This is a genomic window from Streptomyces sp. NPDC048278 (genome assembly GCF_040652195.1).
Lineage (GTDB): Bacteria > Actinomycetota > Actinomycetes > Streptomycetales > Streptomycetaceae > Streptomyces.
The window spans coordinates 1-12,438 of sequence record NZ_JBEZLP010000062.1; the positions used below are offsets into that span (position 1 = coordinate 1).

General features: G+C 71.9%; 11 protein-coding genes. 8 read left to right on the top strand and 3 right to left on the bottom strand.

Going from position 1 to position 12,438, the window contains the following annotated elements; all coding sequences use genetic code 11:
- Positions 1–266 precede the first annotated feature (266 nt).
- Positions 267–488, top strand: a complete 222-nt coding sequence (locus AB0D74_RS48670) for a hypothetical protein (protein WP_362602506.1) — start codon at positions 267–269, stop codon at positions 486–488.
- 46 nt (positions 489–534) lie between these two features.
- On the opposite strand, the gene AB0D74_RS48675 is transcribed toward AB0D74_RS48670, so the two are convergent.
- Positions 535–1,671, bottom strand: coding sequence for an NAD(P)/FAD-dependent oxidoreductase (locus AB0D74_RS48675; RefSeq protein ID WP_362602509.1), 1,137 nt, complete (start codon positions 1,669–1,671; stop codon positions 535–537).
- Between the two features lie 90 nt (positions 1,672–1,761).
- Here AB0D74_RS48675 and AB0D74_RS48680 point away from each other — a divergent pair, with 90 nt between their 5' ends.
- The 4 genes from AB0D74_RS48680 (at position 1,762) to AB0D74_RS48695 (ending at position 6,509) form a co-directional block, all read left to right on the top strand.
- Complete coding sequence (locus tag AB0D74_RS48680) at positions 1,762–2,532, top strand: TetR/AcrR family transcriptional regulator (RefSeq protein WP_362602510.1); 771 nt, start codon at positions 1,762–1,764, stop codon at positions 2,530–2,532.
- 136 nt (positions 2,533–2,668) lie between these two features.
- Positions 2,669–3,268 (top strand): hypothetical protein, encoded by a 600-nt coding sequence (locus tag AB0D74_RS48685; protein ID WP_362602513.1) that lies wholly within the window; start codon positions 2,669–2,671, stop codon positions 3,266–3,268.
- A complete protein-coding gene (locus tag AB0D74_RS48690) occupies positions 3,265–5,982 on the top strand; it encodes a hypothetical protein (RefSeq protein WP_362602516.1) in 2,718 nt (905 codons plus the stop codon). Before AB0D74_RS48685 ends, AB0D74_RS48690 begins: the two co-directional genes overlap by 4 nt.
- A gap of 173 nt (positions 5,983–6,155) precedes the next feature.
- Entirely contained in the window at positions 6,156–6,509 is a 354-nt protein-coding gene (locus AB0D74_RS48695; RefSeq protein WP_362602519.1) for a hypothetical protein, read from the top strand.
- Positions 6,510–6,583: 74 nt separating this feature from the next.
- Here the strand turns inward: AB0D74_RS48695 and AB0D74_RS48700 are convergent, their stop codons facing one another.
- Positions 6,584–7,762: a lytic polysaccharide monooxygenase gene (locus tag AB0D74_RS48700; RefSeq protein ID WP_362602522.1), complete on the bottom strand. Its 1,179-nt coding sequence runs from the start codon at positions 7,760–7,762 to the stop codon at positions 6,584–6,586.
- Between the two features lie 370 nt (positions 7,763–8,132).
- Between AB0D74_RS48700 and AB0D74_RS48705 the strand changes: the two genes are divergently transcribed.
- Entirely contained in the window at positions 8,133–9,770 is a 1,638-nt protein-coding gene (locus AB0D74_RS48705; RefSeq protein WP_362602525.1) for an FAD-dependent oxidoreductase, read from the top strand.
- A gap of 44 nt (positions 9,771–9,814) precedes the next feature.
- Here the strand turns inward: AB0D74_RS48705 and AB0D74_RS48710 are convergent, their stop codons facing one another.
- Positions 9,815–11,395: a hypothetical protein gene (locus tag AB0D74_RS48710; RefSeq protein ID WP_362602528.1), complete on the bottom strand. Its 1,581-nt coding sequence runs from the start codon at positions 11,393–11,395 to the stop codon at positions 9,815–9,817.
- Positions 11,396–11,539: 144 nt separating this feature from the next.
- Between AB0D74_RS48710 and AB0D74_RS48715 the strand changes: the two genes are divergently transcribed.
- Both AB0D74_RS48715 and AB0D74_RS48720 read left to right on the top strand, forming a co-directional pair.
- Positions 11,540–11,680 (top strand): hypothetical protein, encoded by a 141-nt coding sequence (locus tag AB0D74_RS48715; protein ID WP_362602531.1) that lies wholly within the window; start codon positions 11,540–11,542, stop codon positions 11,678–11,680.
- A gap of 170 nt (positions 11,681–11,850) precedes the next feature.
- A complete protein-coding gene (locus AB0D74_RS48720) occupies positions 11,851–12,435 on the top strand; it encodes a TerD family protein (protein WP_362602534.1) in 585 nt (194 codons plus the stop codon).
- Positions 12,436–12,438 lie beyond the last annotated feature (3 nt).

The window sequence follows — 12,438 nt, forward strand, 5'->3', positions numbered from 1 at the left end:
GGGAACGGAACTCGTCGACGACCTCTTCGGTCAACGAGGGACGCTGAGCGATCAGCATGTGTGGATCAGATCCTTCTTTCGTGGACGCCCGCTATCTGACGCCTTGGTCCCCGAAGGGTACGGGGGGCGGGGCCTCCGACGAAGCCGAACCGCCCAGCCCCACCCTTCTGCACGCGGACGGGTGGGCAGACTCACAGCCGCCGGAACGCAATCCACCGGACAGCGGGGTAGCCACCAGTGTGGTCCGTGGGCCCATACTGGGGGCGATGACAAAGCCTGCCGCCCCGAAGCGCCACTTGCCCACCAGTCCCTTCAAAGCCCCGGTCGCACCGGACCCCAAGCACTTCGCCGTGGGGGACCAGGTCACCCACGACGTGTACGGCCTCGGCCGGGTCGTCGGCATCGAGGACGGAACCGCGGCACTCGTGGATTTCGGCTCGAAGCAGATGCGGATCCTGAGCCCGTACACGAAGATGACCAAGCTGTAGCACCGCCGTGCCGGCCCGTGACAGGGGCGGCAGGCGGTGCGCCGGCTCAGGCGGAGGCTCTGTCGTCCGCCGAGAACAGGCTGACGACCCCGGCGGGGGCGTCGGCGCCGAAGACGAAGTCGACGGTCCGGTGGGCGGCTGCCGCTGCCCGCCGGCTCCTGGGGAACATCCTGCTCTCGTGGTCGGCGAGGGCCTGCTCGACATCGTCGGGGTGGGCCGCGATCGCCATGCCGAGTTCGGCACCGTCGAGCATCGCGAGATTGGCCCCGTCGCCCCCGGGCACGGTCGCGTGCGCCGCGTCGCCGAGCAGGGTGACGCCGGGGACCCGGTCCCAGCGGTGGTCGTCGGGCAGCTGGTGGATGCTGCGCAGGACGGGTGCCGACTCGCCGTCGGTGATCAGGGCCAGCAGCTCCGGCGCCCAGCCGTCGAACTCCGCCGCCACCCGCGCCTTCGCCGCCGGGACGTCGGTGAAGTCGATCGCGTCGAACCACTCGATCGGGCGATGCAGCACGACGTAGGTGTGGACGACGTCACCGGCTTCACGGTGGGCGAGGAACCCCTTGCCCGGGACCAGGGCGTACAGGGCGCCGTTCCCGACGAGGCGGGCCACGCGCGGGTGGGCCGTGTCGACGTCGTGCAGGCAGGTGTCGACGTAGCTCATGCCCGAGTACACCGGCCGCGCGTCCGACACGAGGGCCCGGACCCTGGACCAGACCCCGTCGGCGCCCACGAGCACGTCGGACACGGCCGTCGAGCCGTCCGCGAACGACAGCTGGTGGCGTCCGTTCCCGACGGGGGTCGCCGAGACGAACTTCCTGCCCCATCGCACCGTGCCGGGCGGCAGTGATGCGAGCAGGATCCGGCGGATGTCGCCGCGCAGTGTCTCCGGCCGCGTCAGCGAGCCGTCGTCCGGCCGGTCGACGACGACGCGTCCCCCCTCGTCGACGACGCGGCGCGCCCCGCCGCCGCGGTGGATGATCGCGCGGTACTCCGCCGTGAGCCCGGCCATCTCCAGGGCGAGCTGGCCGTCCTCCTCGTGGAGGTCGAGCTGTCCGCCCTGGGTGCGGACGCCCGCGGAATCCTCCGCCTCGTAGACGGTGGCCGGGATGCCGTGGAGGTGCAGGATCCGGGCGAGCGTGAGTCCGCCGAGGCCGGCGCCGATGATCGAGACCGAGGTCGTCATGGTGATTCCCTTCGAGTGGTGCTGCCCTCCGGCCAGCGACGAACATTGTTCTACTGGCGACCATTGTTCGTCAACGAGTAGGGTGACGGCATGGCAGGACGACGTGCGGCGCGTGACGCGATCTCCCGGGACCAGTGGGCGGCACTCGTCGCGGCCGGGAACACCGGACCGGAGACCGGAGCCAGCCGGGCCGCCGGCCGCGAGAAGGCCCCCCTCACGGTGGAGCGCATCGTCGACGCCGCCCTCGACGCCGTGGCGGAGAGCGGCTTCGAGGACCTGACGATGCGCGTGGTCGCGACGAGGCTCGGGACCGGCCCCGCGTCGCTGTACGCGCACGTGCGCAATAGGGCGGAGCTGGGCGACCTGCTCATCGGCCGGCTGTGCTCCCAGGTCGTTCTCCCCGCACCGGACCCCGCGTGCTGGCGGGACCAGTTCATGGACGTGTGCGCACAGCTGCGCGACCGGTTCCTGCGCTACCCCGGCATCGCGCAGGCCGCGCTCGCCGTGGTCCCCGCCGACCTGGCGACCCTGCGGGTCGGCGAGGGGATGCTCGCGATCCTGCTCGCCGGCGGCACGCCCGCCCGGCAGGCCGCCTGGGCCTCCGACGCGGCCTTCCTCTACCTCACGGGCTACTGCCTGGAGGCGTCCGCGGCCCGGCGGCAGAGCACGGACGCCGACGGCCGTGTGATCGACCGCGCCGAGATCGCGGAACGGCTCCGGATGCTGCCGCCCGACCGGTTCCCCCACACCGTCGCCCACGCGCGGGAGCTCACCTCGGGCACCGGCCACGACCGGTTCGCCTTCACCCTCTCCCTGCTGCTGCAGGGGCTGGCCGGGTCCGAGGAACCGCCCGTGGCGTGATCGCGCCGCCGAGGAAGCCGAGCGAGGCAGCCGAGCCAGTCGGGCAACGCCGCGGAGGACACCCGCGGCACCGGCCGGCATGTCACACTGATCGCCGCCGCGACCGTTCGTGCCCTCTGCCCGGAGGAGACGCCGTATGGAACTGCTCGCCGACCTCGGCACCACCGCGCTCAGCGAAGGCATCAGATTCCTGTTCGACCAGGCCAGAGCGCTGCTCGACCGGCGCCGGAGCCGCCAGGAGGGAGACGGCGCGGCCACGGACGAGTCGGGCGACGGCGTCGTACGGCTCCCCCCGGCGGCGTTCACCGGCACCCTGGACACCCGTCGGCTGGACGAGGCGGCGCTCGCGGATTCCGTCGCCGCCCTGCGGCAACTGCGCACGGACCTCTTCCCGTTCGTCGACGACGAGGGCTCCGTCCAGCCGGGCGACGCCGAGTTGCTCCAGCGGGTCGACCAGCTCAGGCGGTTGCTGGAGGCGGTCTACGGGCAACGCATCACGTTCGTCACGGAGGCGGGCGAGCGGCCCGCCTCCGGCACCGTCATCGACACCCGCATCGACATCGAGCAGATCAACGCGGAGGTCGTCGGCGTCAGCGTGGGCCGGGTGGACGGCGGCAGGTTCAGCACGAAGATCCGCGGCCGGAACGTCGGTCCCGGGGGCCGGGTGGTGGGGTTCCAGGCGGACAGCGTCGGCGGTCCGGGCGCGGACGGCGAGGACGGCGAGGACCCGCGGTGACCTTACCGGCGCAGCGGTCCGACGCGTCCGGAGGCGGCCCCTCGGCGGACGACCTGTTCAGCCTTGCCCTGATCGACCACCACCTGGCGGAGCCGTTCATCCCCAGGACCTGGCTCGCGGAGCGGATCGAGGCCCACTTCGGCCCGTCGCCGTACCGGATCCTCCTGGTCACGGGCCCGGCCGGGGTGGGCAAGTCCGCCCTGGCGGCCTGGATGACACAGCGGCACCGGCTGTCCCCCCGCTACTTCCTGCGGGTCGACAGCCGCGTCGCGCACGCCTGCGGTGACGCGGCCGACCTGCTGCTCTCCATCGGCAGGCAGCTCGCCGCGCTGCGGCCCGACCTCTTCGACGACTCCCCGGTGCGCATCGACATCGACACGGAGATCGACCAGGTGTCCGAAGGCGGCAGCCACACCGCCCTTGAGGCCGGGCAGATCACCGCGAACCCCTTCAAGCCCCTCTCCATCCGGATCCGTCAGCGCGTGGGGCGGCTGGCGGGCCGGTCGACGGGAATCGCGGTGGACCGGCTGGACGCCGATCCCGAGCAGCTGGCCCCGCGGCACCTTCAGCGGCTGGCACTCCTCGCCCCCGCGAAGGCGCTGCTGAAGAAGGACCCGGACGCCCGGATCGTCGTCATCATCGACGCGCTGGACGAGCTGGACGAGCCGGGCGCTCCCGGGCTCCGGCCCGACACCGTCACCGGCTGGCTGGCCGGCTGCCCCACGCTGCCGGAGAACGTCCGGATCATGGTGACCAGCCGGCCGCACTTCAAGCTCCACGAGATCGTGGTGGGCCAGGGGGAACGGCTGCACGAGATCCGCATCGACCCGGACGCGGCCGAGGCGGTGGAGGACGTACGGGCCTACGCGGAGGCCGTCGCCGGGGACGCAGAGTTCGCCGCCGCGCTGCGCTCCCGTGCGGTGAACCCGCGTCACATCGTGCATGCGGTGGCCGGGCGGGCCGCGGGCAACTTCCTGTTCCTCGTCTCCTGGGTCCGGGCCGTCCGCAACGCCCTGGAGGACGACCGCGTCGACGACCTCCGCGCCCTCACCTATCCCGACGGGCTGCCCGCGGACCTCGACGGCCTCTACGAGCAGCTGCTGTTCCGGATCCACGGCCGCACGACGGACGGCGAGTGGGACGAGGTCCGGCACCCGCTGCTGGCCACCCTGGCCGTCGCCCGCGCACCCCTGCCGGAAGCCCGGCTGCTGCACTGGGCGGGACTCGCGGACCGCCGCAGGGACGCCCGGCTCGCCCTGCGCGACCTGCGCCAGCTCGTCGTGAGCGACCAGGACGACGGCACCCTGCGCCTCTTCCACGCCTCCGTCACCCGGTTCCTGACCAGTCCGGAAACCGACGCGGACGAAAACCGGTGGCTCTATTACGTTGATCCTGTGATCCACAACCAGCTCATCGCGGACCGGATCCTGGACACCTACGGCAGCGACTGGGCGCACTGCGAGGACGACTACGCCCTCACGCACGTGCTCGGGCACCTGATCGCGGCACTGGACGCGGCGCCGGACGTGGCGCCGGACGCGGGCTCCGACGACGCCCGCGGCCCCGCCGACCCCACGGCCCTGGCCGCGTGCGCCGCCTCCCTCGCGACCGTGATCGAGGACCCGGCGTACGCCGACACCCGGGCCGCCCGGCAGGACCCCCTCGACCTGTTCACCGACTGCCTCGCGGCCCACCGGGTGCTGACCTCGGCCGCCCCCGGCCTGGCCCCCCGGGTGGCGCGGGCGGTCGCCGCCCACGCGGCGCGGGCCGAGGCACGCGACACCCCCGGACCGCTGGGCGCCACCGCGCTGCAGGCCGCGCTGGTCTACCGGACCGACGCGGACGCGTTCTACGCCGCCGTCCTGGCCTGCGCCGCCGACCGCGACTTCCTCTCCGCGCACATCCCCGGCCGGCGGGTGCCGCACGTACGCGGCGAGTTCCTGCGCACCCAGGCGGGGCGGCTGCGCCGCAACGGAGCGGTGGCGGAGGCGGAGGCGCTGCTGGCCGAGCTCGCCCGGGACGACACGGCGACCGCGGCACAGCGCTCCACCGACCTGTACGACCAGGGGTACGCGGCGTTCCTGCGCGGGGAGATCCGCCCGGCGCACGAGCTGATGGTGCGCAGCGCGGACGCCGCACGGGAGGCGGGCAACGAGGTCTCGGCCTGGGTGTCGCGGAGCATCGCCGCCCAGTTCGCCTACTACGGGGGCCGGCTGTCCGCGGGCGGCTACGAACGCGAACTGACCGACATGGACGCCTTCCTGGAGTCCGTACCGCGCCCCGCCGGCTCGATGGCCGAGCGGTTCCGGATGAACTGCCACGCCCATCTCTTCGACCTCGCCCTGCTGGAGGGCGACGTGCCGCTGGCGGAGCGGGAGCGGCGCGTCCTGGACGCCGACCCCTGGATCCGGCGCGCCCAGAACCCGATGTACCACCTGCGCTTCGACGCCCGTCTGGCGCTGCTGCGGGGTGAGGCGACCCGTGCCTGCGACCACTACGAGGAGCTGCTCGGCGCGGACGCGCTGGAAGCCCGGGAGCCGCCGCCGAGCGAGGGCATGGCCCGTGACCTCCTGGACTACGGCCGGGCACTGTCCGCCGCGGGCCGCCCGGCCGAGGCCGTACGCGCCTGGCGCCTGGCGCTGAACACCCCCGACCACACGGCCGCCTGGCTGTGGAAGCCCCGGGCACGGCAGCTGCTGGCCGAGACGGAGTGAGCCCGGTCGCCGGCGGACGTCGGCGACGCCGGATCCGGGTCGGTCGGGGCCGGTACTCCCCGCGGGTGAGAGGGAAACCTTTCCGCGGGAGTCGGCCGGGTGCCCGCGGCTCGGGCCGGATAGATGTCCGGATGACCTTGCCCCTGGCGCCCACCCATGGAACGAGAACCTCCGTGCGTCTTCGACACGTCCTCGCCCCCGCCTGCGGAGCCCTCGCGCTCGCAGCCGCCCTGACCTCGCCGGCCTACGCCGCGACCGGCGACTTCCACTACCGCTACGTCGGCCTCGACGGCCGGCCCGGCATCAGCACCCTGCACGACCCGGCGAGCAACCAGTGCATCACGCTTCCCGAGGTCGCCGACCCGAACTCCTCCGAGCCCGCCTTCGCCCCGCACAACGACACCGACGAATACGCCGTGGTGTTCACCGGCCCCGACTGCACCGGGGACTCCTGGACCCTGCGCCCCCACGGCAACCCCGCCACGGACCGCCTGAAGCTGCGCTCGGTCCTGCTCGTCCGGCCCTAGGGGCTCGTCCCGGGGACCGCTCCCGACCCGGGCCGCCACCCCACCGGGTGGCGGCCCGAGGCCCGGCCGGACGGTCAGACGAAGTACACGTCGCTGACGGACATGAAGATCTCGCCGGTCTTGCCACCGTTGCCGCCGTCGGGCGTGTCCGGGCCGCCGTGGCCGCCCCACACGTTCGCGATCACCGCGCGGCCGGAACGCCGCGGAAGCACGGAGAACTTCCAGGACTGGCTGCCGTGCGAGTGCTCCGGACCGGTGTGCTCCGTCAGGAACGGGATCTGCTCGAAGTCCTCCCAGTGGAGTCCGGCTTCGGGCGTCCACCCCTCCCTGGTGATGAACCACTCATGGGTCCAGCTCTCGCCCTGATGGTGCGCGGCGTAGTGGTAGTCGAACGTGTACTCCTCGGCCTCACGCGGGAGTTCCGTCACCGGCCAGTCGCCGTGGCCGTCACCGAGGTCCAGGTCGAACCCGGCGTAGGCGGGGTTGCTGCAGGAGGCCACCTTGCCCGGCGCGAAGAACTTCACGAACTCCAGGTAGCCGCCGTCGTTGTTCCACGGGTAGCTCTCCTGGTACTGCTCGGCACTGGGCCCGGTCGCCTCCCACCAGTCGGTGGTGTTCACCTCGCGGGCCCGGACGCAGACGGGAGAGGTGTCGTTCTCCTTGTACGTCCAGTAGGCACGGCTCTTCGGATGGGACACGTTGCCGTGCGCCGGTTCGGCGCCCGGGCCGTCCTGGGCGCCGGACGACGCACCCGCCGTCGTACCGGCCGACGTACCGGTGCGGCCCGGTGCCGGTGCACGCCACGGCTCGGCGTCGGCGGTGCGCGCCGTCACCTCGTTCGTGAACTCCGACCACGTACCGTCGACCTCGGCACGGATCCGGACCCGGTAGGCGGCGCCGGGCTCGCTTCCCAGCCGCACCCACAGGGTGTTCGCGGCCCACCAGTTCCAGCTGCGCCAGTACAGGAACGCCGTCTGGACGGGCTCCCCGTCGATCCACACCTCGTACTTGTGCGGGTACGGAGCGGCACCCCCGTTCCAGTCACCCGGCGGGGGCCAGTCCGACCCCGACGAGTCCGGGCCGTTCTCGCCGATGCGCCACCGCAGGTACAGGCCGTACTGGGTGGTACCTCCGTCCGTGCGGTGCCGGACGGCACCGGTCAGCTCGGACGGCCCTCCTGGCGTCGCCTCCCGGCGGCCTTCCTCGGCCACCGCAACGGCCTTCGCCTGCGTTCTGTTCGGCGTGGTCGCCATGACGTAACCCCTTCTCACGGAAGCAGGATCTGAACCCCCCTGCTCAGGGTGGCTCCGGCATCGCGCCCACGACGGTCCTGTTCCGCCATTCGGGTGACGGCCGTTCCGGACGCGGGCGTACGCCACCCACGCGTCAACTTCCGTCCCGCGCGCTCGCCCGGACGGGCGGCGTCCGCCCTGACGGGTGCGGGAAAGACCCCCTGCGCAGGCCCGCACTCGAAACGCGCACGGCACGCACGAGCCAGGGCTCAGGTCCCGCGGCCGATCCGGCCGATCCACGGGACGTCGCCCCCTTCCCGCACACAGTCACCGGCGCGCCGGGCGAACCCGGAGCGGCGCCGTCCCGTCCGTCCGACCCGAGAGGTCAGCCATGAGCACAAGCACGTCCGCCCACCTGTCCGCACAGGCCCTCCGCCAGGCGATGTCCGGCCTCGGCGGCCCGATGAGTTCCGGCACGGGAGCCACGCCGGACTTCGCCGCCGCGCCACGCGCGGCGGCCGGCGAGGAGAAGTCGGTACTGATCCTGGGCGCGGGGGTCGGCGGACTCACCGCCGCCTACGAACTGGGCAGGCTGGGCTACCGGTGCACGGTCCTCGAACCCCAGCCCCGCACCGGCGGTCGCAACCGCACCGCCCGCAAGGGCGACAGGCTCTACGAACTCGACGGCGAGGGCGGCAACCAGGTACTGACCCACACCTGCGACTTCGACCCGGGCCTGTACCTCAACCTCGGCCCCGGCCGTATCCCGTACCACCACCGCCGGGTCCTCGCGTACTGCACCGACCTCGGGGTGTCCCTGGAGCCGTACGTCATGGAAACCACGGCGAACGTGCTGCACCGCGCCGGCCACACCCCCCTCGGCGCCCCCTGGCGCAACCGGCGCGTCGCCAACGACACCCGCGGCCACCTCGCCGCGTTACTGACCGCCACCCTGACCGGGAGCGACGAGTTCACCGGCCTGCTGCGGGACCTGCTGCACAGGTTCGGGGACCTGGACGAGGACGGCGAGTACCACGGCTCCACCCGCTCCGGCTACGGCGAACCCCTCGACGTCCAGGACTTCCCGCAGCCCGCGCTCCCGTTGAGCCTGACCGAGCTGGTCTCCTCGGAGTTCTGGAAGTACCGCTTCTACCAGCCGGTGGACTACCTGTGGCAGGCCACGATGTTCCAGCCGGTCGGCGGCATGGACAAGATCGTCCACGCGCTCACCGAACGGATCGTCACCGAGTACGACGTGACCGTCCAGCTCAAGGCCGAGGTCCTCGCCGTCGACCTGACGGGCGAGGGGGTCCGGGTCACCTACCGCTCGGGCGGCCAGGACCTGACGGCGACGGCCGACTACTGCGTGAGCAACATCCCGTTCCCGGTGCTGAAGCAGCTCACGCTGACCGGCTTCTCCGAGGATTTCGCGAACGCCCTGGAGGCGGTGGACTACGCGCCGACGTGCAAGGTCGGCTGGCAGGCCAACCGGCGGTTCTGGGAGGACGACCACAACCAGATCTACGGGGGCATCAGCTGGACCGACCACCCCATCACCCAGTTCTGGTACCCGTCCAACGACTACTTCTCCGCGTCGGGCACTCTCACCGGGGCGTACAACTTCACCGGGCACGCCGAGGAGATGGGCGATCTGGCCCCCGGCGAGCGGCTGCGCCTCGCCCGGGACGGCGGGGCCCAGCTGCACCGCGAGTTCCTGGAGCGGAACACCGTGCCCCAGGAGCTGGGGGTCACCGTCGCCTGGCACAAGGTGCCCCACCAGCTGGGCGGTTGGGCGGACTGGGACCCGTCCGACCCCGCCCACCAGTACGCCTACAAGCAGATCCTGCGGCCCGAGGGCGACGGCCGCTTCTACGTCGTCGGTGACCAGGCGTCACCACTGCCCGGCTGGCAGGAAGGAGCCATGATGTCGGCGCAGTACGTCGTCGCCCAGATCCTCGGCCTCATCCCCCGCACCGCCCCCGAAACCGTCCGGGTCCCCGACGCCGCGTCCCTCACCCAGGGCCTCTGACAACCGACGGAACCCAGGCCCCTAGGCCGTCCGGGGGAGCGGCCTCAGCCGATCGCGTACGCCCGGTACACGGTCTCCACCGAGCGGTCCCCGGCGGCGTCCGTCACCTCCGAACGCAGGGCGACGGCCCCGGAGGCCGGGTTGTGGACGGTCGCCTGCCAGGTCGATCCGGAGTGCTTGACGGTCGCCGCCTTCCAGGTCTTGCCGCCGTCGGCGGACGACCAGACCCGGACGGACTTGGCGGTCACCTTGGTGAGCTTGGTGTCGGGGCCCTGGGAGGCGCGCCCGGCGCTCACGCCGACCGTCGTGGTGCTGTTCGGCGCGGCCCTGTTGTGGCTGTCGAGTCCGGTGGGCAGGAAGCGGGTCAGGAAGACGGGCGCGACCATCGCCTTGGCCGGGTCGGCCACCTTGAAGTGCCAGTCGAGGGTCGCCCGCGGCGACAGCATGCCGGCCGGGAAGGTGATGCCCGGGCGGTAGCGGTGGGCGTCGACGGTCAGGCGGTACCAGCCGGCCGAGCGGACACTGGCTTCGAACTCGGCGGGCCCGGTGCGCCAGTCGGTCAGTGTCTGCTTCTTGACGGTGGTGCTGCCCTTGGACAGGGCCACCGTCTCCTTCGTGATGTCCCCCCAGTCGCCGCCGATGTCGAGGTCGCCGATCAGGGCGTCCGCAGACAAGGTGACGGACTTCTGCCCGAGCAGCGGCAGATTGCGCATGGGGCCCCATACGGCCCGGCCGAAGGACTGGGTGGAGCTCTGCCCTGCCTTCAGCGTCCTGAGCTTAGGAAATCCGCCGCTGACGTCGTCGCCGTTGCCGGCGAAGATGTCGTCGCGCGGCTGCCAGGTTCCGGGAGTCAGGTGGACGGTGGCGCTGTACGGGGCGTTGTCGTCGCGCACCTGGGCCATCAGGTCGGTCGTGCAGTCATCTGTCTTCGGCACCGCCTGGAGCGCGGTGTCGACCTGAGTGCCCATCTGCGTTCCGGCGCGCACCGAGAAACGCATCGTCGCAAGCCCCGACCGCTTGAACGACCCGCCGGGCGCCGCCGGGATGCCCGTGGTCTTCTTCACGGCGACATAGCTGTCGTTGCCGGACCACTGCGCGAGGTACCCGAACTGCAGCAGCTTGGAGGAGTTCGGGATGGCGTAGAGGGCTCCCTCGTCGTTCCAGCCGCCCGCGCTGTAGGCCGAGGGCATGTCCATCGTGGCGGCACACACCTGCGCGCTGATCCGTGGCGGCCCGGTCACGTCGGCGGGCGTGTCGAGCGACACCTTGACGGCCTTGCCCTTACGCGCGTCGAGCGTCACCGACTTGCTGCCCGACACCTGCACGACCTGCGCGCCGATGGTGTCGGTGCCCAGACCGTCGGTCGCGCTTTCGTATATGTCGGTCATCGCGATGTAGCGCCCCGACGGCAGGCTGATCCGCTTGCCGGACTTGACGCTGTACGTCTGACCGGACGGCACGGCGACCACCGTCACCGTCGTCGGGACCTTGGCGCCGTGCCGCCCCAGCGTGGTCACGGTCAGCGACCCCGACGCCGCCTGCGCGGCGGCGCCGGAAGCAGCGGAAGCGACCAGCGGTACCAGCGCGGCCACCCCGACGAACGCGAGCGATCTCCGTCTCGGCATGAACAACTCCCCCTTGAACTCCCGAAGTCGGCACATCATAGGCGCGTCACAGACACGACAGTCCAAGCGAGGAGATACTCCTGATCAAGGTGTGACAAAGAAAGATCAGGGCTCTTGCGCGGAGGCGAAGGCGGTGCCCAGGACGTGACCGACCGGACCGCGATCGTTGAACGCCTCCGGGAGATGGAACGCTGGGAGGGCCTGAACGCCGGCGGTCCCCTCACGGACGCGGAACTGGACGCGGTCATCGGCCCGCTCGTCGTCCGGGAGGCACGGCCGTCCTGACGGGAGGCCGAATCGGACGGAACCCCAGGCAGGACGGCGGCGACGGCGGTGTGCGCCCGACGGGCCGGGGGTTCATCCGTGGTCATGGGACCCCTCACGGGAGACCGTGAGGGCGCCGGGCACACTTTGGCGTGTTGTAGTCCCTTTGAGAGACAAGGACGAGCCACGGCATGATCACGCTCACGAAGGAAGACGGCCCGGCCGACCTGGACGGAGTGACCCACCTGTCCATCGGGGTGTCCTGGGATCCCACCGCCGGCAGCAGCGGCGGCGTGATGGGCAAGCTGCGCCGCAAGACCGGCACCGACCTCGACCTGATCGCCATCGCCCTGCAGGGCGGGGAACCGGTGCGCCTCGCGGGTCTCGACTCGCTCGACCCCATGGGCAACGGCTCGCTGGTGCACAGCGGCGACAACCAGACCGGCCGCGGGGACGGCGACGACGAGACGGTGACCGTCGAGTTCGCCCGGATCCCGCCCAACATCACGGCGATCGTGTTCGTCGCCGCCGCGTACAAGAAGGGCAGCTCGTTCCAGAAGGCGCGCAACATCAGCTTCAAGGTCTACGACGCGACCGGAGGCAGCTCCCAGCAGGTCGCCGACATCTGGCCCAGCCTGCTCACCCAGGACAACGGCTGCGCCGTGGCCAAGGCGATACGGGTCGGCGGCAGCTGGAAGCTCGAAGTGATCAACACGACCGGCAAGATCAAGCAGGGGGACGAGCACGCCCTCATGCGGTTCGCTGTCAGCAACTAGTAC